21 protein-coding genes and 1 CRISPR repeat array are annotated in these 23,388 nt (G+C 40.7%); of the genes, 17 read left to right on the top strand and 4 right to left on the bottom strand.

Features of this window, described 5'->3' with window-relative positions:
- Positions 1 to 33: 33 nt before the first annotated feature.
- A complete protein-coding gene (locus RB604_RS16495) occupies positions 34 to 768 on the top strand; it encodes a YebC/PmpR family DNA-binding transcriptional regulator (protein ID WP_005931398.1) in 735 nt (244 codons plus the stop codon).
- Positions 765 to 1,010, top strand: a complete 246-nt coding sequence (locus RB604_RS16490) for a TIGR03905 family TSCPD domain-containing protein (protein ID WP_007481230.1) — start codon at positions 765 to 767, stop codon at positions 1,008 to 1,010. Before RB604_RS16495 ends, RB604_RS16490 begins: the two co-directional genes overlap by 4 nt.
- Positions 1,011 to 1,109: 99 nt before the next feature.
- Here RB604_RS16490 and RB604_RS16485 read toward each other — a convergent pair whose 3' ends face one another.
- Positions 1,110 to 1,502 carry a DUF8479 domain-containing protein gene (locus RB604_RS16485; RefSeq protein ID WP_005931403.1) on the bottom strand — a complete coding sequence of 131 codons (393 nt, stop codon included), beginning with the start codon at positions 1,500 to 1,502 and terminating at the stop codon, positions 1,110 to 1,112.
- A gap of 195 nt (positions 1,503 to 1,697) precedes the next feature.
- Here RB604_RS16485 and RB604_RS16480 point away from each other — a divergent pair, with 195 nt between their 5' ends.
- The 3 genes from RB604_RS16480 (at position 1,698) to RB604_RS16470 (ending at position 4,667) form a co-directional block, all read left to right on the top strand.
- On the top strand, positions 1,698 to 2,951 hold the full coding sequence (locus RB604_RS16480) for an Nramp family divalent metal transporter (RefSeq protein ID WP_007481228.1): 1,254 nt from the start codon (positions 1,698 to 1,700) through the stop codon (positions 2,949 to 2,951).
- Between the two features lie 72 nt (positions 2,952 to 3,023).
- Entirely contained in the window at positions 3,024 to 3,869 is an 846-nt protein-coding gene (locus RB604_RS16475; protein WP_007481227.1) for a methylated-DNA--[protein]-cysteine S-methyltransferase, read from the top strand.
- Between the two features lie 33 nt (positions 3,870 to 3,902).
- The gene (locus RB604_RS16470) at positions 3,903 to 4,667 is read left to right on the top strand and encodes an exodeoxyribonuclease III (RefSeq protein WP_007481226.1); all 765 of its coding nucleotides are present in this window, start codon (positions 3,903 to 3,905) and stop codon (positions 4,665 to 4,667) included.
- A 5-nt stretch (positions 4,668 to 4,672) separates the two neighbouring features.
- Here the strand turns inward: RB604_RS16470 and RB604_RS16465 are convergent, their stop codons facing one another.
- Positions 4,673 to 5,080, bottom strand: coding sequence for a secondary thiamine-phosphate synthase enzyme YjbQ (locus RB604_RS16465; protein WP_005931414.1), 408 nt, complete (start codon positions 5,078 to 5,080; stop codon positions 4,673 to 4,675).
- A gap of 76 nt (positions 5,081 to 5,156) precedes the next feature.
- Here RB604_RS16465 and RB604_RS16460 point away from each other — a divergent pair, with 76 nt between their 5' ends.
- The 9 genes from RB604_RS16460 (at position 5,157) to RB604_RS16420 (ending at position 17,175) form a co-directional block, all read left to right on the top strand.
- Positions 5,157 to 5,621 carry a C-GCAxxG-C-C family protein gene (locus tag RB604_RS16460; protein WP_005931419.1) on the top strand — a complete coding sequence of 155 codons (465 nt, stop codon included), beginning with the start codon at positions 5,157 to 5,159 and terminating at the stop codon, positions 5,619 to 5,621.
- Between the two features lie 150 nt (positions 5,622 to 5,771).
- Positions 5,772 to 5,972 (top strand): winged helix-turn-helix domain-containing protein, encoded by a 201-nt coding sequence (locus tag RB604_RS16455; RefSeq protein ID WP_005931421.1) that lies wholly within the window; start codon positions 5,772 to 5,774, stop codon positions 5,970 to 5,972.
- 292 nt (positions 5,973 to 6,264) lie between these two features.
- The gene (lepA, locus tag RB604_RS16450; protein ID WP_005931422.1) at positions 6,265 to 8,046 is read left to right on the top strand and encodes a translation elongation factor 4; all 1,782 of its coding nucleotides are present in this window, start codon (positions 6,265 to 6,267) and stop codon (positions 8,044 to 8,046) included.
- A gap of 133 nt (positions 8,047 to 8,179) precedes the next feature.
- Positions 8,180 to 9,361: a cation:proton antiporter gene (locus RB604_RS16445; protein ID WP_007481224.1), complete on the top strand. Its 1,182-nt coding sequence runs from the start codon at positions 8,180 to 8,182 to the stop codon at positions 9,359 to 9,361.
- Positions 9,362 to 9,408: 47 nt separating this feature from the next.
- Positions 9,409 to 10,722: a Na+/H+ antiporter NhaA gene (gene nhaA, locus RB604_RS16440; RefSeq protein ID WP_007481223.1), complete on the top strand. Its 1,314-nt coding sequence runs from the start codon at positions 9,409 to 9,411 to the stop codon at positions 10,720 to 10,722.
- Positions 10,723 to 10,809: 87 nt separating this feature from the next.
- Entirely contained in the window at positions 10,810 to 12,852 is a 2,043-nt protein-coding gene (locus RB604_RS16435; RefSeq protein ID WP_007481221.1) for a DUF3352 domain-containing protein, read from the top strand.
- A gap of 342 nt (positions 12,853 to 13,194) precedes the next feature.
- A CRISPR array of direct repeats spans positions 13,195 to 14,143; the repeat unit is 30 nt; unit sequence GTCTTAATTGTACCGTTATGGAATTGAAAC.
- Positions 14,144 to 14,327: 184 nt separating this feature from the next.
- Positions 14,328 to 15,479 (top strand): COG1470 family protein, encoded by a 1,152-nt coding sequence (locus RB604_RS16430; RefSeq protein WP_005931430.1) that lies wholly within the window; start codon positions 14,328 to 14,330, stop codon positions 15,477 to 15,479.
- Between the two features lie 3 nt (positions 15,480 to 15,482).
- Entirely contained in the window at positions 15,483 to 16,217 is a 735-nt protein-coding gene (locus RB604_RS16425) for an ABC transporter ATP-binding protein (protein ID WP_005931432.1), read from the top strand.
- 1 nt (position 16,218) lies between these two features.
- Positions 16,219 to 17,175 (top strand): ABC transporter permease, encoded by a 957-nt coding sequence (locus RB604_RS16420; protein ID WP_005931433.1) that lies wholly within the window; start codon positions 16,219 to 16,221, stop codon positions 17,173 to 17,175.
- Between the two features lie 98 nt (positions 17,176 to 17,273).
- Here RB604_RS16420 and RB604_RS16415 read toward each other — a convergent pair whose 3' ends face one another.
- Positions 17,274 to 18,500, bottom strand: a complete 1,227-nt coding sequence (locus tag RB604_RS16415; protein ID WP_007481215.1) for a DNA recombination protein RmuC — start codon at positions 18,498 to 18,500, stop codon at positions 17,274 to 17,276.
- Between the two features lie 3 nt (positions 18,501 to 18,503).
- Entirely contained in the window at positions 18,504 to 19,358 is an 855-nt protein-coding gene (map, locus tag RB604_RS16410) for a type I methionyl aminopeptidase (protein ID WP_005931437.1), read from the bottom strand.
- Between the two features lie 618 nt (positions 19,359 to 19,976).
- Here map and cas6 point away from each other — a divergent pair.
- The 3 genes from cas6 to RB604_RS16395 are packed head-to-tail and all read left to right on the top strand — an operon-like array spanning position 19,977 to position 23,388.
- The gene (gene cas6 / locus RB604_RS16405) at positions 19,977 to 20,654 is read left to right on the top strand and encodes a CRISPR-associated endoribonuclease Cas6 (protein ID WP_005931441.1); all 678 of its coding nucleotides are present in this window, start codon (positions 19,977 to 19,979) and stop codon (positions 20,652 to 20,654) included.
- A 21-nt stretch (positions 20,655 to 20,675) separates the two neighbouring features.
- Positions 20,676 to 21,233: a hypothetical protein gene (locus tag RB604_RS16400; protein WP_005931442.1), complete on the top strand. Its 558-nt coding sequence runs from the start codon at positions 20,676 to 20,678 to the stop codon at positions 21,231 to 21,233.
- Entirely contained in the window at positions 21,226 to 23,388 is a 2,163-nt protein-coding gene (locus tag RB604_RS16395; RefSeq protein WP_007481209.1) for a CRISPR-associated helicase/endonuclease Cas3, read from the top strand. Before RB604_RS16400 ends, RB604_RS16395 begins: the two co-directional genes overlap by 8 nt.

Here is a 23,388-nt window from a genome sequence, read left to right as displayed (position 1 = left end):
GAATTTAAAATCAATATATAAAAATATAAACCAATGGGAAGAGCATTCGAATATAGAAAAGCTACCAAGCTGAAAAGATGGGGCAATATGGCCCGTACATTTACGAGAATAGGTAAACAAATCGCAATTGCAGTGAAAGCCGGTGGTCCGGATCCTGAAAATAACCCGCATCTGCGTGCAGTTGTTGCCACAGCAAAGCGTGAGAATATGCCGAAAGATAACGTGGAACGCGCTATCAAGAATGCAATGGGTAAAGACCAGAAGGACTATAAAGAGATGAACTATGAAGGATACGGACCTTTTGGTATTGCTGTGTTTGTAGAGACCGCTACAGATAATACGACTCGTACGGTTGCCAATGTCCGTAGTGTTTTCAATAAGTTCGGCGGCACTCTGGGAACTTCCGGTAGCCTTGACTTTATGTTCAGTTGGAAATCGATGTTTACCATCGCTAAGAAAGAAGGTTTGGAGATGGATGAACTGATTCTTGAATTGATCGATTATGGAGTAGAAGATGAATATGACGAAGATGAAGAGGAAATCACCATTTATGGCGACCCTAAATCGTTTGCTCAGATTCAGAAATATCTTGAGGATAATGGCTTCGAAGTAAAAGGAGCCGAATTTACCCGTATTCCTAATGACGAGAAAGAACTGACTGCCGAACAACGTGCTACTATTGATAAAATGGTGGAACGTCTGGAAGAGGATGAGGATGTTCAGAACGTCTATACCAACATGAAACCGGCAGAGGAAGGCGAGGAATGAAATATGTTTATAGAACCCAGGGGACTTGCAGCACGAATATCGAACTCGATGTAGAAGAGGGTGTGCTGAAAGAAGTGGCTTACTGGGGTGGATGTAACGGTAGTTTGCAAGGTATTTCCCGTCTGGTGACAGGTATGAAAGTAGAAGATGTCATTGAAAAGCTGGAAGGTGTCAGATGTGGACGCCGTTCTACTTCCTGTCCGGATCAGTTGTGTAAAGCGTTGCATGAAATGGGATATTAAATCTTGATAGGATCCCATAAAAAAGCCGGAGATGCGCTTGAAAAAGCATCTCCGGCTTTTTTATGTGGAGGGTCTCAGTTTGATGTTATTTATCGGATTCTATTTGTACATATCCGGCGTGACCTTTACACGGAAGAGTTCTTGCTGAGTCTTATCCGATAGATAGACATATGCCATGGTTACATCCATATCTCTGTACATCTTGAGATCATCTGTGTTTTTGATGATTCCCGGTAGGTTTTCCTCCAAATGTTTTTGAGTGGTTTCCGCTATGTTCGGATCGTCTGCTGCTCCTGTCAGTGTATAATAATAAGTAAATGTGTTATCTCCTCCCGTATAGCTTGTGCTATCCATTCGTGTCATTTCGTCTATGGTCATGGGACACTGCTTATTGACTTCCTGAGAGGCTATTTCGAATACTTTTTGTTTTGCTTGCTGGCATGAGGTCAGTACGAGAACGGTAAGGCAAACTGCTGTGATGATCTTTTTCATAATGATATCTTGTTTTTAATAAATAATATTTCAAAGGTAATTGTTTTTGATGAACTGAACAAATGGGCGGATTGTTTTGTTTAATATCATTAAGGTTGGCGGTTCTCATCCAACAAAACCGTGTTAAAAATTGCGTTTAATTTCATTTAATCGTAATTTTGTGCAAACATTAAAAGAAAAGAACAGAACTTTATTATGCAGAATATATTTAAGGATTTAAAACGTAAAGACCATAAACGTTATTTGGGAGGATTGGATGTGTTCAGATACATCGGTCCCGGATTATTGGTCACTGTCGGTTTTATAGATCCGGGTAATTGGGCTTCAAATTTTGCCGCCGGCTCCGAATTCGGATATTCATTGCTGTGGGTGGTTACTCTGTCTACTATCATGCTAATCGTACTTCAGCACAATGTGGCGCATTTGGGAATTGTAACCGGGCTTTGTTTGTCTGAAGCGGCTACCCAATATACTCCTAAATGGGTGTCACGTCCTATCTTGGGAACAGCCGTGCTGGCCTCCATATCCACTTCGCTGGCAGAAATCCTGGGTGGAGCCATTGCTTTGGAAATGTTACTCGATGTTCCTATAATTGGGGGAGCTGTATTGACTACTGTTTTCGTTTCCGTCATGTTGTTTACAAACTCTTATAAAAAAATCGAACGGTCTATCATTGCTTTTGTGTCTGTGATCGGCCTCTCGTTTATTTATGAACTTTTTCTTGTAGATATAGATTGGCCATTGGCTGTGCAAGGATGGGTTACACCGGCCATTCCTAAGGGAAGCATGCTTATTATTATGAGCGTGCTTGGCGCAGTAGTGATGCCTCACAATCTGTTTCTTCATTCGGAAGTGATACAGAGCCATGAATATAACAAACAGGATGACGCTTCTATTCGGAAAGTTTTGAAGTATGAATTGTTCGATACGCTTTTTTCAATGATTGTGGGATGGGCCATCAACAGTGCAATGATCTTGCTTGCTGCCGCTACTTTTTTTAAAAGTGGGATACAAGTAGAGGAGCTGCAGCAGGCAAAATCACTGCTGGAACCTTTGTTGGGCAGTAATGCCGCCATTGTTTTTGCTTTGGCTTTGCTGATGGCAGGTATTTCTTCTACGATAACGAGTGGAATGGCCGCCGGTTCTATCTTTGCCGGAATATTTGGTGAATCATATCATATAAAGGACAGCCATTCGCAGGTGGGAGTCATTCTCTCGTTAGGCATTGCTTTGTTATTGATATTTTTTATAGGCGATCCTTTTAAAGGACTGATCATTTCACAAATGATTCTGAGTATTCAGTTGCCGTTTACCGTATTTTTGCAAGTGGGGTTGACTTCTTCTAAGAAAGTAATGGGCAATTACGTCAATAGTCGTTGGAGTACGTTTATACTTTATACAATTGCGATAGTAGTTTCTATATTGAATATCATGTTGCTGTTTTCTTGAATGAAGAAAGCAAGAAACAGGTTGTCGTTGTTGGATGGCGACATTAACTTTACCCAGTAAAATTGGATGATTATGAGTAATAAACAAGACGAAATTAATTTTGCCCGTGTGGCAGACGCCATTGAATATATTACCCGAAATTACCGGGAACAACCTTCTCTGTTCGATGTAGCGGAGGAAGTGAATGTAAGTATCCATCATTTTCAGCGGCTATTTACAGAATGGGCCGGAGTAAGCCCAAAGAAGTTTTTGCAGTATATCAGTGTCAATCATGCCAAGAAGATTTTAAGAGAAGGACAGGGAAGCCTTTTCGATGCTGCTTTTGAGACGGGACTTTCCGGTACGGGGCGTTTGCACGAACTTTTTATCCATATCGAAGGGATGACCCCGGGAGAATATAAAATCGGTGGTCGTGGATTGACCATTAACTATCGTTTCGCAGAAACTCACTTTGGGGAAATGCTGGTGGCATCTACCTCTAAAGGGGTATGTTATATGGCTTTCTGTGATGACCGGGAGCAGGTGTTGGACGAGTTAGGACATCATTTTCCGTATGCTACGTTCGAAAAGCGTCCGGATGAATTTCAAGAACGTGCCCTTGCTGTCTTTTCTATGGATTGGACGAATATAGATGAGGTGAAACTTCACCTACGGGGTACTGAATTCCAACTGAAAGTATGGGAAACATTGCTTAAAATACCGATGGGGGCATTAACCACCTATGGAGATATTGCCTGTTATCTGGATAATCCGAAATCCTCTCGTGCTGTGGGGACGGCAGTAGGAGATAATCCGGTTGCTTTTCTTATTCCTTGCCACCGTGTGATTCGCTCTACCGGTGCATTGGGGGGCTATCGTTGGGGGTTGACTCGAAAAACTGCTATGATAGGATGGGAAGCAGCAAAGATTGAGAAATAAAAAATAATGGAATAGCATATAATAGATGTTTTTATGAAAATAATAACTTATAATGTGAATGGCCTGCGGGCCGCAGTAACCAAAGGTTTGCCCGAATGGCTGTCACAGGAGCAGCCGGATGTTCTCTGTCTGCAAGAAACTAAATTGCAACCGGAACAGTATCCGGCAGAAGCGTTTGAAGCATTGGGTTATAAGGCCTATCTGTACTCTGCACAGAAAAAAGGATATAGTGGGGTGGCTATCCTTACCCGCCGTGAGCCCGATCATGTGGAATATGGTATGGGAATTGAAGAATATGATAATGAAGGCCGTTTTGTCCGTGCGGATTATGGAGACTTGTCTGTTGTGAGTGTATATCATCCCTCAGGAACAAGTGGCGATGAACGTCAGGCATTCAAGATGGTATGGCTGGAAGCCTTTCAGCAGTATGTGACAGAATTGCAAAAGTCCCGCCCTAAGCTGATTCTTTGCGGAGACTATAACATTTGTCATGAACCGATCGATATTCATGATCCTATCCGAAATGCGACAAATAGCGGTTTCCTACCCGAAGAACGAGAATGGATGACTCGTTTCCTGTCTGCCGGTTTTGTCGATTCTTTCCGTACGCTTTATCCTGAAAAGCAGGAGTATACCTGGTGGAGCTATCGTTTCAATTCGAGAGCGAAAAATAAGGGATGGCGCATAGATTACTGTATGGTCAGTGAACCTGTACGACCGATGTTAAAGGCTGCACGTATATTGAATGAGGCGGTACATTCCGATCATTGCCCGATGATGTTGGAATTGGAAGATTAGAGGATTCAGAGTATGGTGATACTCAGTTTGCGGCTATCTCCTCCATCACGAAACTCACATAAATAAATTCCCTGCCAAGTGCCCAGGTTCAACTTGTGGTTCTTGATAGGGATAGTTACTGAACTACCTATCAGAGACGCCTTTATATGCGCGCTCATATCGTCCGGGCCTTCCAGTGTATGCACAAAGTAAGGTGCGCCGTCCGGAACAAGTTTGTTGAAGAACGTCTGGAAATCGTACCGTACATCCGGATCTGCATTTTCATTGATTGTAATTCCTGCCGAAGTATGCTTGATAAACACCACAAGCAATCCACTTTCAGGTAATTCAGGCAGATGGGATATGATGTCACGCGTCACCAGATGGAAACCGCGTGGATAGTGTGGTAACTGTATATCGAGAGTGATAGCCATAATATTACTTCATTTAAATTACTTCTGCAAAGATACTTTTTTATACTTTTGCACAACTAAATGATAGAAATAAAAAATGGAAGATAGAATACAACGAGCTACTCAGCTTTTCAAAAGCGGTTATAATTGTTCGCAGTCCGTAGTAGCTGCTTTTGCCGATATATATGGATTTACGGAAGAACAGGCGTTACGTATGGCAGCCTCTTTCGGTGGCGGTATCGGGAGAATGAGAGAAACTTGTGGCGCCGCTTGCGGTATGTTTCTACTGGCAGGACTGGAAAAAGGTGCGGTTGACGGTGCTGATAAGGAAGGGAAGGCTGCTAATTATGCTTTGGTACAAGAACTTGCGGCTGAATTTAAGAAAAGAAACGGTTCATTGAATTGCGGTGAACTGTTGGGGTTGAAGAAAAGGGCGGAGATTTCGTCTGTTCCGGAAGAACGGACCGAGCAATATTATGCTAAACGTCCGTGTTCCAAGATGGTAGAGGAAGCTGCAAGAATTTGGGCGGAATACCTTGAAAAAAATCGGAAACAAGGCTAAAAAAGCTGTTTTTATTACAGATTTTGCAAAAAAACGACCAATAAAGTGTTATATAACATAAATATAACTATCTTTGCAGTTGAAATAAAATCTGAAAGTTGATATAACTTTCGATTTTTACATCATGTCGAACTTAAATTTCTAAAGCAAATGTTGAAAGAAAAAGCAGGTGAAATTGCAGGTAAAATCTGGAATGCACTGAACGGTACAGAAGGTCTGACCGCTAAGCAAATCAAAAAAGCAACCAAGTTAGTAGACAAAGACTTGTTTTTAGGTCTTGGTTGGTTGTTGAGAGAGGATAAGATCTCTACTCAGGAAATTGAAGGTGAACTTTTCATTCAATTGATCTAAGAAGGTAAATCACTTACTTATAAAAAAATGCGTTGATACATTCTGAATGTGATCAACGCATTTTTTTGTATTCTAATAAATAGAATGTGTTCTGAATGTTATTTATGGTAAGTCGATGGTATTATCTTGTTGCCGACCTTTGCTCTATATAATTAATAACTTGTTTTACATTCCCATTTTTTTCTCTAAATTTGCAAACGAATTGAAGGAATAAGAAAGGAGACATGTAAATGTCCGGCAAGAATTCTTGTTGACGAATCATTAAAAAAATAAGAAATATAATAAGAAAAGAATGAAGAATATACGTAATTTCTGCATCATTGCTCACATTGACCATGGTAAATCAACGCTGGCGGATCGTCTGTTGGAATTCACTAATACGATACAGGTAACTAACGGTCAGATGTTGGATGATATGGATTTGGAAAAGGAGAGAGGCATTACCATCAAGAGCCATGCTATACAGATGGAATATACCTATAAAGGTGAAAAGTATATTCTGAATCTGATCGATACTCCGGGACATGTCGATTTTTCTTATGAAGTTTCACGTTCGATTGCTGCTTGTGAAGGGGCATTGTTGATTGTAGATGCTTCGCAGGGTGTGCAAGCTCAGACGATCTCGAATCTTTATATGGCTATTGAGCATGATTTGGAAATTATTCCTGTTATCAATAAGTGCGATATGGCAAGTGCCATGCCCGAGGAAGTGGAGGATGAAATCGTAGAGCTGCTTGGTTGCAAGCGTGATGAAATTATTCGTGCATCTGGTAAAACTGGTATGGGAGTTGAAGAAATACTATCTGCTGTTATCGAACGTATTCCACATCCGAAAGGAGATGAAGAAGCACCGTTGCAGGCGCTGATTTTTGATTCTGTATTCAATTCTTTCCGCGGAATTATTGCTTATTTTAAAATTTTGAACGGGGTGATCCGTACAGGCGATAAAGTGAAGTTTTTTAATACCGGAAAAGAGTATGATGCCGATGAGATAGGAGTTCTTAAAATGGATATGGTTCCACGTAAAGAGCTGCGTACGGGGGATGTAGGTTATATTATTTCAGGTATTAAAACTTCTAAGGAAGTGAAGGTTGGGGATACTATCACGCATATCGCCCGTCCTTGCGATAAGGCCATCGAAGGTTTTGAGGAAGTGAAACCGATGGTGTTTGCCGGTGTATATCCTATTGAAGCAGAGGAGTTTGAGGATCTGCGTGCTTCTCTTGAGAAATTGCAGTTGAATGATGCTTCGCTTACTTTTCAACCGGAATCTTCATTGGCATTGGGATTTGGTTTCCGTTGTGGATTTCTTGGACTATTGCATATGGAGATTGTTCAGGAACGTCTCGATCGTGAGTTTGACATGAATGTGATTACCACTGTGCCGAACGTTTCTTATAATATTTATGATAAGCAGGGACACGTGACTGAGGTACACAACCCCGGTGGTATGCCCGATCCTACGATGATAGATCATATCGAAGAACCCTATATCAAGTCTTCTATCATTACTACTACCGATTATATCGGTCCTATTATGACACTTTGCCTCGGTAAACGTGGTGAGTTGATTAAGCAGGAATACATATCCGGCAATCGGGTGGAGTTATACTATAATATGCCTTTGGGGGAGATTGTAATCGATTTCTATGACAGATTGAAGAGTATTTCCAAAGGATATGCCTCTTTTGATTATCATCCGGCCGGTTTCCGTCCGTCCAAACTTGTGAAGTTGGATATTCTGTTGAACGGTGAGTCCGTCGATGCGCTTTCTACATTGACCCATTTTGACAATGCTTATGACATGGGACGCCGCATGTGCGAGAAGCTGAAAGAGCTGATTCCGAGACAACAGTTTGAAATTGCTATCCAGGCAGCTATCGGTGCTAAGATTATTGCCCGTGAAACCATTAAGGCTGTTCGTAAGGATGTAACGGCTAAGTGTTACGGGGGAGATATCAGCCGTAAACGAAAGTTGCTTGAGAAACAGAAAAAAGGAAAGAAGCGTATGAAGCAGATCGGTAATGTGGAAGTGCCTCAAAAAGCGTTCCTTGCCGTACTGAAACTTGATTAAGCCTTTTTTATGATAGCTAAAAAGGGGGTGTATCTTGAACAAATACCGTTGTAAATAGTTTTAGATACACCAGGTAATTGCCATCTGTCTACAGAGCTTTCCCTGGCAATTATTTTAACATATACGATACAAAATGAGAAAAGTTCTGTCGTTTTCGGTTTTCTTGGTAGCCGGTCTTGTCTTGTCTCAGTCTCTGCCAGTGTTGGTAGGAACAGAAGGAATTGGTGCAGTAAGAACCGTTGCTAATATATTGCTTTATGTCTGTCTGAGCTTCATTATGATTAATGTGGGCAGGGAGTTTGAAGTAGATAAATCTCGTTGGAAAAGTTATACGCAAGATTATTTTATTGCGATGGCCACGGCTGCCATGCCTTGGTTTCTGATTGCACTCTATTATGTGTTTGTATTGCTTCCACCTGAGTTTTGGAATAGTTGGGAAGCTTGGAAAGAGAATTTGTTACTGAGCCGTTTTGCCGCACCGACTTCTGCCGGTATTCTTTTCACTATGTTGGCAGCTATCGGTCTTAAGTCCAGTTGGATGTATAAGAAAATTCAGGTACTTGCCATTTTCGATGATCTCGATACCATTCTTTTGATGATCCCTCTCCAGATCATGATGATCGGTTTGCGCTGGCAGCTTATTATTGTTGTCCTGATTGTGTTTTTGTTGTTGTCATTTGGCTGGAAGCAGTTGGGCAAATATAATTGGCGGCAAGATTGGAAAGCCATTTTGTTTTATTCTTTCCTTGTCTTTATCGCTACTCAGTCTCTCTATCTGATTAGTAAAAGTTTGTATGGCGAAGCGGGAAGCATCCATATTGAGGTGCTGCTGCCTGCATTTATAGTAGGTATGATTATGAAACATAAAGAGATAGATACACCGGTTGAACATAAAGTGGCTACCGGAATCTCTTTTCTATTCATGTTTCTGGTAGGGATGAGTATGCCTCATTTTATTGGAGTTGATTTTGCAGAGACTCAAGCTGGAGAATATTCGGTTACCGGTTCGCAGGAGATGATGCCTTGGGGCATGATTATCTTTCATGTACTTATTGTTTCTCTGCTATCTAATATAGGAAAGTTATTTCCTGTCTTTTTCTATCGTGATCGTAAATTCAGTGAACGATTGGCTTTATCCATCGGTATGTTTACCCGTGGTGAAGTGGGGGCGGGAGTTATTTTTATTGCTCTCGGTTATAATTTGGGAGGGCCTGCTCTGCTCATTTCAGTTCTTACAATAGTATTGAATCTGATATTGACCGGTATTTTTGTTCTTTGGGTGAAGAAACTTGCCCTGAGAAGTTATGTGGAATAGCGCAAACTGAGTAATACTTTAAATCTTATTATTAAAACACATATACCATGACTATCTTGCGAACAATGAGACACTTCTCGTCCATGAATATTGCGGCGAGTATTTTGCTATTTCTGACAGCGATTGCTGCTGCTATTATTGCCAACTCTCCAGTGGCTCCTGTCTATCAGGAATTCCTGTCGCATGAACTTCATTTCCGGATTGGCAATTTTAATCTGCTTTCTCATGGAGGTCAGAATCTGACAATGATCGAGTTTATTAACGACGGATTGATGACTGTCTTTTTTCTGTTGGTAGGATTGGAGATAAAACGTGAATTGTTGGTAGGAGAGCTGTCTTCTTTTCGGAAAGCGGCATTGCCGTTTATCGCTGCTTGTGGTGGTATGCTGTTTCCTGTTTTAGTCTATTCATTTGTTTGTGCGCCGGGTACTCCGGGTGGGCAGGGACTTGCTATTCCGATGGCTACGGATATTGCTTTCTCGTTGGGAGTACTGAGCCTGTTGGGAAAGCGCGTACCGTTGAGTCTGAAAATTTTTCTGACGGCTTTTGCCGTAGTCGATGATATTGGAGGTATTCTTGTTATTGCTGTTTTTTATAGCTCTCATGTGGCTTATGGATATTTGTTGGTAGCTATTTTACTTTTAATCTTACTTTATTTCATCGGTAAACGGACGGTTGCCAATAAATTGTTTTTTCTGGTTATCGGTGTTGTTATTTGGTATCTGTTTTTACAATCGGGCATTCATAGTACGATTGCCGGGGTACTGTTGGCTTTTGTAATACCTGCCAAACCTCAACTGCGTGCAGGCAGATATATCGAACGTATCCGGCGTATCATCAATACTTTTCCGGTTATGGGTGAGAATGATATTGTATTGACCAATGAGCAGATAGCACAGTTGAAAAGAGTGGAGTCGGCTTCCGATCGCGTGATCAGTCCTTTGCAGTCTCTGGAAGATAATCTTCATGGAGTGGTTAATTATATCATTCTTCCTCTGTTCGCTTTTGTGAATGCAGGAGTGGTATTCAGTGGTGGAGGAGAAGTGATAGGGGAAGTGAGCATTGCCGTAGCTTTAGGATTATTGTGTGGTAAATTTCTGGGTATTTACTTCTTTACGTGGTTGGCTGTTAAAAGTAAGCTTACGCCTATGCCGCAAGGTATGGACTGGAAAAACATTGCCGGTGTTGCTTTGCTGGGTGGTATCGGTTTTACGGTATCTTTGTTTATTGCAAATCTGTCATTCGGTGTAACTCATCCGGTATTGCTGAATCAAGCTAAATTTGGTGTACTTTCCGGTACGGCTTTGGCTGGCATTTTGGGGTATATTGTGTTATATCTCGTATTACCGAAGAAAAGATAACCAAAGAATCTGTTTCTCTTCTGAAGAAAAGAGTAAGGCATCAACTTTTTTTGTAGTTTTGTCCACTTAAGCTAACAATTGATTATGATGGATGAATTTAATGATGTTCAGCAAGAACAACACTTCGATTTCGGAGAAAAAAAGAATACTACGCGAAAAACTATAAAGAGAACTTTGCTTGCAATAGGGTTGGCATTGGCAGTTTATATGGTATACTCTATAGTCCATTTATTTCTTTCCCCTGATCGTAATATTCAGCAGGTCTATTTAGTCCCGGAAGACGCCGCATTTATCATTCAATCGTCCGCTCCGGTCAAGGATTGGGAAAAGTTCAGTGGAAGTGAAACATGGCAATGTCTGAAGAAAGCGAAATCTTTTGAGGAAATAACGAAAAGTGTGGAGACATTGGATTCGATTGTTAAGGGCAACAAAGTATTGTTGTCACTTGTCGGTAGGCGGGATATGCTTATTTCAATTCACAAGACTCGTACTTCCGATTGGGATTTTCTGATTATTCTGGATATGCAGAAAGCATCCAAGATCGATTTGTTGAAAGATCAGATTGAGACAGTGCTGACGATGGCTGGCAATTCGGTCACTAACCGAAATTATAATGGCATTAATATTCTTGAAATGCGCGATCCGGATACGCGTGCTATTTTTTATACGGCTTTTGTCGACAATCATTTTGTGGCTTCTTATACATCCAAACTGGTAGAAGCTGCCATCGATTCGCGTGATAAACCCAAAATAGGGCTCGATCGTGCCTTTATCGAAGCCGAGAGGTTGGTTTCCGGCAAAGGTCTTGTCCGGGTGTTTATTAATTATGCACGTTTACCTCAGTTTATGGCTATCTATTTGGGGGCTAAAAACGAGTACATCGATATGTTCAGTAATTCCATGGATTTTGCCGGTCTTTATTTCAATACGGATAAAAAAAGGATGGAAGTAAAAGGTTATACATTACAAAAAGATACGGCCGATCCTTACGTCATTGCTTTGCTGAATTCGGGAAGGCATAAAATGAAAGCACATGAGATTTTGTCCGGGCGGACAGCTTTTTATACTAATATCGGTTTTAATAATCCGATAACTTTTGTGAAAGAGTTGGAGAGTGCTCTTTCTGTTCATGACAAACCGTTGTATGATTCTTATAATAGTTCCCGGAAAAAGATCGAAGGATTGTTTGGCATCTCTCTGGAAGAGAACTTTCTGAGTTGGATGTCGGGAGAATTTGCCATTACGCAGTCCGAGCCGGGCTTGTTGGGACATGAGCCCGAACTTATTTTAGCTATCGGTGTAAAAAGTATCAAGGATGCCCGTAAGAATATGGAATTCATTGAAAAGAAAGTAAAACGGCGTACTCCGGTTAAAGTCAAAACGGTTCATTATAAAGATTTCGAGATCAACTATATTGAAATGAAAGGTTTCTTTCGTTTATTTTTCGGAGGATTGTTTGATAAGTTCGAGAAACCATATTATACATATGTAGATGATTATGTGGTTTTCAGTAATAAGGCTTCGTCTTTGCTTTCATTTGTAGAAGATTATGAACAGAAGAACTTATTGAAAAACACCTTAGGATTTAAAAATTCATTTTCATATTTGAACTCGAGTTCGACTCTCTTTTTGTATACGGATGTGCATAAGTTCTATTCTCAGCTGAAACCAATGATGAATGCTGCCACATGGAATGAAATACGGGCCAATAAGGAGGTTTTGTATTCATTTCCTTATTGGACAATGCAGATTGTGGGTAATAAGGAGTCGGCTTCTTTGCAGTATGTGATGGATTATAGTCCTTATGTTCCCGAAACTATTGCTGCGATTGATACGGATGAAGAAGATGAGGAAATGGATGAGGATGCTGCTACGGAGAAAGAGCAAATGAGTGAACTGAAGCGTTTTTATGTCGAGAAGTTTGAAGGAAATGTTTTGCGGGAGTTTTATCCGGAAGGTGCACTGAAAAGTGAAGCAGAAGTAAAAGAAGGGAAACGTCATGGACGTTATCGCGAATATTATGAAAATGGAAAACTGAAACTTCGCGGGAAGTATGCCAATAACTTACCTAAAGGTACATGGAAGTATTATACGGACGGGGGGGAGTTTGAACGTAAAGAGAAATATTAATTGTTATATTGGGCTTTGATATAGTTTTATTAAATAGCAAACCTCTGATTGATCAGATGAAAATGCATGCTTAATTATGTATTACTTATTTTTTTCTTAAGAAATAAAATTATGTCGGAATTTTATTTGTAATTTAGTTGTCGATAATCGTTTGTATAGTCTGATTAATCAGGATTGATATATAAATTGTTCTTTGAAATGTTGATATACAGTGAAATAGCTATTGTGTCGATGTCCCATGCTTTTTATACGATTAACCATCGACATAATTGATGTTATAAAATGGTGTTGTTTATTGGATAACTTGCTTATTATTAGATGTCTTTTTTGAATATTTAATGGGTCTTAATTGTACCGTTATGGAATTGAAACTTCTTTTTGTTTTTTGTATATTTCTTATTTTTGAGTCTTAATTGTACCGTTATGGAATTGAAACAACTCACCGAAAGTCTTCGCAATCGAAGCAAGACAAGTCTTAATTGTACCGTTATGGAATTGAAACAGGAAATGGCAGCAATAAACCAGCAATATGCATTGCGTCTTAATTGTACCGTTATGGAATTGAAACTTATTATCGTCCATCTCATATTGTCTTGACAATATCGTCTTAATTGTACCGTTATGGAATTGAAACCAAATATAACATGGTTTTTTCTCTGTTGGTTCTCTTGTCTTAATTGTACCGTTATGGAATTGAAACTGATTTATAGCTACCGTCTGATATTGCGATCCGGGTCTTAATTGTACCGTTATGGAATTGAAACCTGAATTCTATTTTTTCGAGGATTGACTCACGAGTAGTCTTAATTGTACCGTTATGGAATTGAAACACGACTGGATGATAGTAGAGTAATCACATTGCCATGGTCTTAATTGTACCGTTATGGAATTGAAACTGATTTTCAGCGTGTTTTATCAAAATTTTCGTTTAGGTCTTAATTGTACCGTTATGGAATTGAAACGAGCTTTCATGCAGGTTGCCAAGGTCGAAGACAGGGTCTTAATTGTACCGTTATGGAATTGAAACAATGCATTATTCGTTACATTAACAGTGACAAACGAAGTCTTAATTGTACCGTTATGGAATTGAAACAATGCATTATTCGTTACATTAACAGTGACAAACGAAGTCTTAATTGTACCGTTATGGAATTGAAACAGATTATTCGCTAATAAAAAAGGAACAGGGGTTTTGTCTTAATTGTACCGTTATGGAATTGAAACCGGATTGTAAGCCCCCAACGGGTTACAGCTTTTGTTTGTCTTAATTGTACCGTTATGGAATAACTTGAGATTACTCTTATGTGTAATCTTTTGCTATCTATGTTACTACTTTTTTATTTGTTAAAAAATACAAGAAGAAAACGCGCAATTATATTCTTTTATATCATTTAACATCAGATAATTAACCTAATTTCTATTTTTGAGACCCCAATTCGACAATTCATATTTAATTATTAACCTATATATTTTATATGACTATGCGAACTAATTATTTATTATTTTTAGTAATCATGTTGGGAATATTTCCCTTGAGTCACACACAAGCATCCGATTCTATTTCAAACAATGTAGTACTTTATTCTCCTTACACGAAAATCTCAGTATCGCCCGGAGAAAGTATTAACTACAGTATCGATTTAATAAATAATGGTAGTGAGATTTATAATGAGAATATCTCATTGAGTGGATTGCCGTCCAGTTGGAAATACGATATAAAATCCGGTAGTTGGAATATCAAACAATTAGCTGTACTGCCCAATGAAAAAAAGAATTTCAGTTTAACGGTGAATGTACCGCTAAAGATAAATCGAGGTAATTACAACTTTTTAGTATCAGCCGGCGAGGCGAAACTTCCACTTTCCATTATTGTAGCACAGCAAGGTACCTATCAGAGCGAATTTACAACAGATCAACCCAATATGCAAGGTAATTCCAAGGCAAATTTTACTTTTAGCACTACACTGAAAAATCAAACTGCAGATCAGCAACTTTATGCCTTGATGGCCGATGCTCCCAGAGGCTGGAATGTCATTTTTAAACCAAACTACAAGCAGGCTACTTCTGCACAGATTGAAGCTAATGCAAGTCAGAATATTACTATCGAAATTACTCCTGCTGCTAATACAGAAACCGGTACATATAAAATTCCTGTGCGGGCTGTAACTAAAAGTACTTCTGCCGAGTTGGCATTGGAAGTTGCCATTACAGGTACGTTTCAGATGGAATTGACTACACCGCAAGGATTATTGAGTTCGGACATTACGGCTGGAGATACCAAACGTATTGACTTGGAAATTGTAAATTCCGGTTCGTCTATGCTGAAAGATATTCAGTTGACATCGCGTAAGCCTTCTGATTGGGAGGTGTCTTTTGAGCCTTCTAAAGTTGAATCATTGAAAGCGGGGGCTATTGCCAACGTGACCGCTATTCTTAAAGCTTCATCGAAAGCTCTTCCCGGTGATTATGTGGTGACAATAGATGCCAAAACTCCTGAAGTAAATGCCAATGCACAATTTCGGATAGCGGTCAAAACTCCCTTGATATGGGGATGGATGGGGGCACTTGTCATCGTTGTTACTATTGGAGGCGTTTATTTTCTGTTCCGTAAATATGGGAGGAGGTAGATTATGGGTGAAGAAGTAATCGTACTCACTGATTTGACAAAAAAATATGGGAGCTTTACAGCAGTAGATCATATTTGCTTGTCGGTCGGGAAAGGAGAGATTTTCGGTTTGCTTGGCCCTAATGGAGCCGGAAAGTCGACTACGATTCTTATGATGCTCGGACTAACGGAACCTACTTCGGGCAGCGTCTCTATTTGTGGTATTGATGCAACGAAACGTCCCATAGAGGTAAAAAGAAAAATCGGATATTTGCCCGAAGATGTTGGTTTCTATGATGATATGACGGGTGTTGAAAATCTGGTCTATACGGCTGCCCTGAATGGAATGATGCCGGAGAGAGCTCAGGCGAAAGCTAAAGAACTAATGGCTCGTGTAGGATTGGGTGAACAAACGCAGAAGAAAACCGGGAAATACTCGCGTGGGATGAGGCAAAGATTGGGATTGGCTGATGTCTTAATTAAAGATCCGGAAATAATAATATTGGATGAGCCGACGTCGGGGATAGATCCTGCAGGGGTTCAGGAATTTATCTCTCTTATTAAACAATTAAGTCGTGAGGAAAAGTTGACTGTATTGTTTTCGTCTCATAATTTGGATCAGGTACAAAAGGTATGTGACAATGTCGGTTTATTTAATCGAGGGAAGCTTGTTGCACTCATCAACCTATCCGAATTGGAAAAGGAACATCGCGAATTAACAGATATTTATAATCAATACTTTATGGAAGGAGGGTTGTAAAATGAATAAAGTAAAACATCCGTTTTGGGTTATTGTCCATAAAGAGATTGCCGATCATGTACACAGTTTGCGTTTTATCATTTTGATAAGCATCATTGTATTGACTTGCATGGGAGCTTTGTATACGGCCCTTACCAATATCGGTGCAGCAATAAAGCCCGATGATCCGGATGGCTCGTTTCTTTTTTTGAAACTTTTTACGGTATCGGATGGAACGCTGCCTTCATTTGTTCTTTTCATTAATTTTTTAGGTCCCTTACTGGGGATAGCACTTGGTTTTGATGCTGTCAATTCCGAGCAGAATAAAGGAACACTCAGCCGTATGCTTGCACAGCCTATCCATCGTGATTGTATTATCAATGCAAAGTTTGTGGCAGCATTGATAATTATAGGTGCTTTATTGTTTGCACTTGGATTACTGGTGATGGGGTGTGGATTGATCGCTATTGGCATTCCTCCTACGCCGGAAGAGTTCTGGAGGATCATCCTTTTTATTATCACTGGTATTTTTTATGTGGCATTCTGGTTGAATATATCTATTTTGTTTTCTCTTTGCTTTCGTCAAGCTGCAACTTCTGCGTTGGCTTCGGTTGCAGTTTGGTTGTTTTTCAGCGTGTTTTATGCAATGATAGTCAATGTGGTGGCCAAGGCGTTGAGTCCATCTGGTATGGTGTCTGTATATCATCAGATCAGTTATCAGAAATTCATTTTGGGACTGATGCGGTTGGCACCAAGTGAGTTATTTAATGAAGCGACCACAACATTGCTGATGCCTTCTATCCGAAGTCTGGGACCGTTGACAATGGAGCAATTGCAGGGAGCCATTCCCAGTCCGTTACCTTTGGGAGAAAGTATAATGATTGTTTGGTCGCAATTGACGGGGTTGATAGCTGCCACTGTTGTTTGTTTTGCTATATCTTATATTGTATTTATGAGGAGAGAAGTCCGTTCCAGATAGTATCTTAATATGGATACCCAGAATAAACAGAACTCCGAAAGTTTTCATATTCAACTTTCGGAGTTCTGTTTGTATTATAGTGTGGGTATTTGCTTTATTTATTCGTCCTCTCCGTCGTCAATCGGTAGAATTTTTTGGCTTTCTTCATGAGGTAGTTGTTCCACTTGGCGGAGTTTTCTCTCAATGGCACGGGTGCGTTTTCCCATTACTTCTTCCAGTTGGTCTCCTGCGCTTTGGAGGTTCTTCTGCACTTTTTCGAGCAAACCGCCAAATTTACTGAATTCGGTTTTTACCGCTCCCAAAACAGTCCATACTTCTCCCGTCCGTTTTTGGATGGCGAGTGTGCGGAAGCCCATTTGCAGGCTGTTGAGGATGGCACCCAAAGTGGTAGGACCGGTAATTACTATTTTATACTCTTTTTGCAGCATTTCTACCAGCGCTGTCCGGCGTATTACCTCCGCATAGATACTTTCGAACGGTAAAAACAGAATGGCAAAATCGGTGGTAAAAGGAGGATCGACATATTTGTCATGAATATCTTTTGCCATTTTCTTGATGGTATTCTCCAATTGTTTTCCGGACGATTCGATCAGTACGGCATCTCCGGCTTCGAAAGCGTCGTAGTATTGCTCGTACACGTCTTTGGGGAATTTGGCATCGATGGGCAGATATACAGTGCTGTTAGCATCGTCTTTACCCGGAAGTTTGATAGCAAATTCCACAAACTCTGTTCCGCTTTTCTTTGTTTTCACATTGGCATCATACTGTTCCGGACTCATCATCTGTTCCAGCAATGCCCCTAACTGCACTTCGCCGAAAGTGCCCCGCATCTTCACATTGCTCAGTACTTTCTTTAATCCGCCTACATCCTGTGCCAGAGACTTCATTTCCCCCAGTCCCTTTTGTACATTTTCGAGTTGAGAACGAACTATCTCGAAAGATTGTCCAATGCGCTCGTTCAGCGTTTTTTGCAGCTTTTCTTCTACCATAAGCCGCATGTCGTCCAAACGCTTTTCGGTAGATTTCAGTAGCATTTCCTGTTGACGTGCCATTGCATCGAACTTCTGCCGTTGCAATTCGCCGTTAGTTATCATGTTTTTGTGCAATGCATCCTGTAATTGCTGCATACTTTGATTGATGGTTTGCGTCATTTCCATGCGGAGCTCGCGGATGCTGCGGTTCAGTTCTTCGCGATTCTCCTGCATTTGCAGCCGCAAGGCGGTTTGTAATTGTTCGTTTTGTGCCTGCCCATTATTTCTGGTCAGTATCAGAATGATAAGACCGGCCAATAATAAGATGACAACTATGAGTAAAATCAACTCCATAAATCAATAGGTCAGAATTTCGTTTCCGGTTTCTGTTATCAAGATCATATTTTCCCATTGTGCCGATGGCAGTCCGTCATCGGTGCATATGGTCCAGCCGTCTTCATCGTCTACGAACACCTCGTATGTTCCCATATTTATCATAGGTTCTATGGTAAATGTCATTCCCGGAACAATCAGCATGCCTGTACCCCGACGGCCGAAATGTTCCACATCGGGTTCTTCATGAAACTGCATCCCGACTCCGTGTCCGCAAAGGTCGCGTACCACGCTATATCCGTTTTTTTCGGCATGTTCTTGGATGGCGGCACCTACGTCTCCCAACCGTGCCCAAGGTTGTGCAGTGGCGATACCTATTTCCATACATTCTTTGGTGACTTGTACCAGCCGACGCATTTCCGGACTGACTTCTCCAATCATAAACATGCGCGAAGCATCCGAAAAATATCCTTTGTATATGGTAGAAACATCTACATTTATGATGTCTCCACTTCGTAGAATTTCGTCTTTGCTCGGTATTCCGTGACACACTACATCGTTGATGCTTGTGCAAACACTCTTGGGAAAACCCTCATAATTGAGTGGAGCCGGAATGGCCCCGTGACTGGTAGTAAAATCATAAACCATGCGATCGATCTCTTCGGTGGACATTCCTTCGCGGATATTTTCGGATATGTAATCCAGCAAGGCGGTGTTGATTTTGGCGCTTTCGCGTATACCTTCCAACTGTTCCGGTGTACGGAGTACTTTTCTGGGAGGAAGTTTTAAGCCCTGTTTTCTATATTTCTGTATTTTATCTTCTATCTCGTCCGGGTAATTGGAAGGGGTGAACCGGAAGCCCTTGATAAACTTTTTCATTGTTTCTATAAATTTTGTCTTTCAATCTATAGCACAAAGGTAGAGAATAAATGTTAGTAATTGAAATGCAGACGTACCATTTATTTTTCACCGGATTGATTCTACCTAAAGCGTATTATTGTGGAATTCGAGTAGATAGGAATTTTCCCGAAGTTGTCAATTTGATAAGTATAGGTAAAGTGTCCTTAGAACCGGAACAATCTGCATAGTTTGAAGAAATATGTAATATGTAAGCTAAAGTATTGTATGTCAGTTATATATTAGATGTGTCGTATCGGTGGAAAAGTCGTTTTTTCTTCGTATAAAGAATTAATATTAATGTACTGTTAAAAGCGTATTCTTGTGGATAAAGAATGCATTCTTTAGTTTTAAAAAATATATTCTTTGTCTGACGGAAAATGGTATATGGAAAAAGCCGTTAACAATGTTAAAATAGAAATAGAGATCAATCAGGACCAAGCAAAGATAATAATGAGAAAACGGTGATAGACATCAAGGGATAAAATAGAAATACGCTTTTTTATGTTTAGCAACATTGTTGCTATATTATTTCATGAAATGTATCTTTATTTTGAAATAAAATCTTTCCTTTGCGTGGAAAATAAATGAAACAGAATTATGCGTATATATTTAAGAACCACTCCGAATGATGTTATTGTTCCTTTCGATTATCAGCAGAAGATAGTCGGTACGATACATAAATGGCTTGGTAATAATGAGATACATGATAAAATCTCTTTGTATTCTTTTTCTTGGCTTTTAGGTGGAAATATGATTGTGGATAAAGGTTATAACTTTTCAAAAGGTGCCACTCTTTTTATCAGCTTTTATGAGAACAAATATCTCAAGGTGTTGATAGATACAATTTTGTCGGACCCTAAGATGTTCTGTGGGCTTTCGGTGAAAGAGGTTACGTTCGAACGGGAACCGGCGTTTACGGAAGAACCTGCTTTTTTCAGACTCGCTACCCCGATTTTTATTAAACGGTTGATAGAAGAAAATGGAAAGAAGGAGCAGAAATTCTATTTTTATGATGATCGGGAGAGCAATGACCTGATGACAGAAACACTGAAACATAAAATGCGGGAAGCCGGATTACCCGATGATGATACTTTAAAAGTGGAATTTGACTTAAGCTATATGAATAAGAAAAAGAAATTGGTGACGATACACGGTATAAAGAATAAAGCCAGTATGTGTCCGGTGATTATTCATGGCCGTCCGGAAAGTAAACTGTTTGCATGGACAGTAGGATTGGGTAATGGAACAGGCATATCTTTGGGAGCATTGTTATAAAATTTAATATTCTGTCGTACTATGAAATACTATATTCTGAGATATTCCGGTCCTTTTGGTTTTATCAAACCTTGGACTGCCGTTCGTGATGCAAGCGGCGGAGAGACTTATTCGCAGCAATTTTTAACCCCTTCCATTATAGAGGGTTTGAGACAAAAGTTAGAAGTGACCGCTATTTTGCGTCATAAATTGGTTTATGGCGGAATCGATATCCAGCAAGAAATGGTTCAGGCAAAAGCGTGGAGTAAAAAGGCAAAGAAATATATCAGAGAACGTTCTATTCTTAAACGTGGAGTGATGCTTAATCCTGTTCTCATACTGGCTTTTGGCAGTATGGAAGACGCGGAAAAGGCAGCGATGCAACATATTTGCCTGTGCCGTAATGAAGATGTGCTTTTGCCTGGCGAAATAGAGGAAATAACTGTCGATGAGTTTGAGCTGCTCGATGGTTATGAGCTTCGTTTCGGTAGGGGCGATCACTCTTTTCTTGTGGGATACAACCGTTTTTGTAATAATGAAGAGATGTATGGATCTATAGAGATCACCGGAAATCCAATCCAAAGAGAAAAGAATGAGTAAATATGATTCCATATTAGCAAAAAGTACGAAAAACGGCGGAACAACTCTGAAGGTGCATCTTGAATCGGTAGCTCAGTTAGCTATGCTGGCTGCCCGATGTATGGGGATGGATCCGGAAATAGCACGGTTGGGAGCTTTGCTGCACGATATTGGAAAAGCAAATCCTTTGTTCCAGCAGAGTTTAGAGCAAGAGCGGACATCCTTTTTTTGCAGTGGATTCCCTTTTCGCCATGAGATCGCATCTTTGTTCTTTCTGAATTTGGTTGATCGGGCTTTATGGGATCCCGTCATCGATATGATTATTGCGCATCATAAGTCTGTTTCCAATGATGATCGGAAAAAAGGAATTCTTGATTTGGAGGATGAATATGGTGATGAGATTCTGGAGTATCATTTGTCGGACTTCTCAGCGTGGAGTATGGATGCATTAGGCATCTTGGGCGAATTGAGTTTTCCCGGAGTTACTTCGGAAACCGTCATAACCGAACAGGATGCCCGTTGCGCTTACGATTATGCTCTGACGCATTGTGGGAAGAAGACTAAGGGCTGGTCTGTCTGGAAAGGGTTATTAATGGGAGCGGATCATCTGGCATCGGCTACGGAGGAACAGAAAGACCGGCTTCCCGATTTGTTTACTATTCCTGATCTGCATTTCTATAATAGGCAAAGCGAACTCTATCCTTTGTCTCTGATCGAGTCTGATGTGACTAAAAGGCATTCGTTTGTGAAAGCACCGACGGGAGCCGGTAAAACGGACTTTCTGATGAAGCGTTGTCGGGGGCGGATTTTCTATACCTTGCCTTTTCAGGCATCTATCAATGCGATGTACGAACGTATTGCCCATGATTTGGGCGATTGTGTGGAAGATGTACGGCTGCTGCATTCCATATCCCAATTGGTTATTGAGGATAACAGGATAGTGGAGAAGGCGATACAAAACAAGTTTGGTGCGGCTATTAAGGTATTGACTCCCCATCAGTTGGCTGCCATTGCTTTGGGTACGAAAGGTTATGAAGCAATGCTGTTTGATTTGCAGGGATGTGATATTATTCTGGACGAAATTCATACGTATTCGGATATGGTTCAGTCCATTGTTCTGAAAATGGTGGAAGTAATGAATCATATCGGTTGCCGGATACACGTTGGTACTGCCACCATGCCATCGGTGCTCGAACAGGCTATTCTTCAGATATTGGGCGGCCGGGAAAATGTGCAGTATGTGGAATTGCCGGTGGATGTATCAGACTCATTCAATCGCCATATTGTTCATAAAGCCGACTCCTTCATTGAGCTACTTCCGGTGATTCGGCAAGCGGTAGACGAGGAACAGAAAATACTGATTGTATGCAACCGGGTTGCTCATGCACAGGAGATTTTCAAGCAGATCGATGAACTCTATCCGGATACAGACAAAATGTTGATTCACAGCCGGTTTAAAAGGAAAGACCGGAATCGGCTGGAGAAAGAACTGAAAGAGGTTTATAATGCCAGTCCGCATGCTTGTGTGGCTGTATCTACACAGGTGGTTGAAGTCAGCCTGGATATCAGCTTTGATGTAATGATTACCGAGGCGGCGCCTATCGATGCGCTCATTCAGCGTTTCGGGAGAATCAACAGAAAGCGGAATGCGGATACGGTCGGGAAGTACAAGCCTGTTTATGTGATTGCTCCTCCCGAAGAGGATCGGGAATGTCTGCCGTATTCGCGGGAGGTGCTGCAACGCAGTTATGACGTTCTTCCTCAGAATGCATTGTTGCGGGAAGCTGAGCTGCAATCTCTGATAGACCGGGTGTATCCTCAGATTAAGAGAATTAATATCGGGCTCGATGCTGTATTTGTAGATGGGAAATGGCGGTTGAAGGAATTGCGGCATTTGCCGAAATCGGCCTTGATAGAAATGCTGGACATCGATTCCGTCTCTTGCATCACCCAGCAGGATGATGAAAGCGGAAAGTACGAACAGGCAATAGAGAAAGAAAGACTGTTAATGGAGATTCCTGTACGATATAACTCTCTGCGCTGGAAGAAGTTAAAGCAGTTGCCGATCGGCTCTCGCCCTTTTGTTGTTCCGGATGCGGCTTATTCTTCTGACAAGGGGTTAGACTTCTCTAAAATAGGAACCGAATATTATGATACAAATTATCAAATGTTATAG

The organism is Bacteroides salyersiae (genome assembly GCF_031172035.1).
GTDB classification, from domain to species: Bacteria; Bacteroidota; Bacteroidia; order Bacteroidales; family Bacteroidaceae; genus Bacteroides; species Bacteroides salyersiae.
The sequence above is the reverse complement of the archived record's forward strand: the minus strand, read 5'-3'. Positions and strand labels throughout refer to the sequence as shown.

Excerpts from the sequence above, each read along its gene's own strand:
- RB604_RS16495 (WP_005931398.1), top strand. The coding sequence starts at position 34 with ATGGGAAGAGCATTCGAATATAGAAAAGCTACCAAGCTGAAAAGATGG.
- RB604_RS16490 (WP_007481230.1), top strand. The coding sequence starts at position 765 with ATGAAATATGTTTATAGAACCCAGGGGACTTGCAGCACGAATATCGAA.
- RB604_RS16485 (WP_005931403.1), bottom strand. The coding sequence starts at position 1,502 with ATGAAAAAGATCATCACAGCAGTTTGCCTTACCGTTCTCGTACTGACC.
- RB604_RS16480 (WP_007481228.1), top strand. The coding sequence starts at position 1,698 with ATGCAGAATATATTTAAGGATTTAAAACGTAAAGACCATAAACGTTAT.
- RB604_RS16475 (WP_007481227.1), top strand. The coding sequence starts at position 3,024 with ATGAGTAATAAACAAGACGAAATTAATTTTGCCCGTGTGGCAGACGCC.
- RB604_RS16470 (WP_007481226.1), top strand. The coding sequence starts at position 3,903 with ATGAAAATAATAACTTATAATGTGAATGGCCTGCGGGCCGCAGTAACC.
- RB604_RS16465 (WP_005931414.1), bottom strand. The coding sequence starts at position 5,080 with ATGGCTATCACTCTCGATATACAGTTACCACACTATCCACGCGGTTTC.
- RB604_RS16460 (WP_005931419.1), top strand. The coding sequence starts at position 5,157 with ATGGAAGATAGAATACAACGAGCTACTCAGCTTTTCAAAAGCGGTTAT.
- RB604_RS16455 (WP_005931421.1), top strand. The coding sequence starts at position 5,772 with ATGTTGAAAGAAAAAGCAGGTGAAATTGCAGGTAAAATCTGGAATGCA.
- lepA (WP_005931422.1), top strand. The coding sequence starts at position 6,265 with ATGAAGAATATACGTAATTTCTGCATCATTGCTCACATTGACCATGGT.
- RB604_RS16445 (WP_007481224.1), top strand. The coding sequence starts at position 8,180 with ATGAGAAAAGTTCTGTCGTTTTCGGTTTTCTTGGTAGCCGGTCTTGTC.
- nhaA (WP_007481223.1), top strand. The coding sequence starts at position 9,409 with ATGACTATCTTGCGAACAATGAGACACTTCTCGTCCATGAATATTGCG.
- RB604_RS16435 (WP_007481221.1), top strand. The coding sequence starts at position 10,810 with ATGGATGAATTTAATGATGTTCAGCAAGAACAACACTTCGATTTCGGA.
- RB604_RS16430 (WP_005931430.1), top strand. The coding sequence starts at position 14,328 with ATGACTATGCGAACTAATTATTTATTATTTTTAGTAATCATGTTGGGA.
- RB604_RS16425 (WP_005931432.1), top strand. The coding sequence starts at position 15,483 with ATGGGTGAAGAAGTAATCGTACTCACTGATTTGACAAAAAAATATGGG.
- RB604_RS16420 (WP_005931433.1), top strand. The coding sequence starts at position 16,219 with ATGAATAAAGTAAAACATCCGTTTTGGGTTATTGTCCATAAAGAGATT.
- RB604_RS16415 (WP_007481215.1), bottom strand. The coding sequence starts at position 18,500 with ATGGAGTTGATTTTACTCATAGTTGTCATCTTATTATTGGCCGGTCTT.
- map (WP_005931437.1), bottom strand. The coding sequence starts at position 19,358 with ATGAAAAAGTTTATCAAGGGCTTCCGGTTCACCCCTTCCAATTACCCG.
- cas6 (WP_005931441.1), top strand. The coding sequence starts at position 19,977 with ATGCGTATATATTTAAGAACCACTCCGAATGATGTTATTGTTCCTTTC.
- RB604_RS16400 (WP_005931442.1), top strand. The coding sequence starts at position 20,676 with ATGAAATACTATATTCTGAGATATTCCGGTCCTTTTGGTTTTATCAAA.
- RB604_RS16395 (WP_007481209.1), top strand. The coding sequence starts at position 21,226 with ATGAGTAAATATGATTCCATATTAGCAAAAAGTACGAAAAACGGCGGA.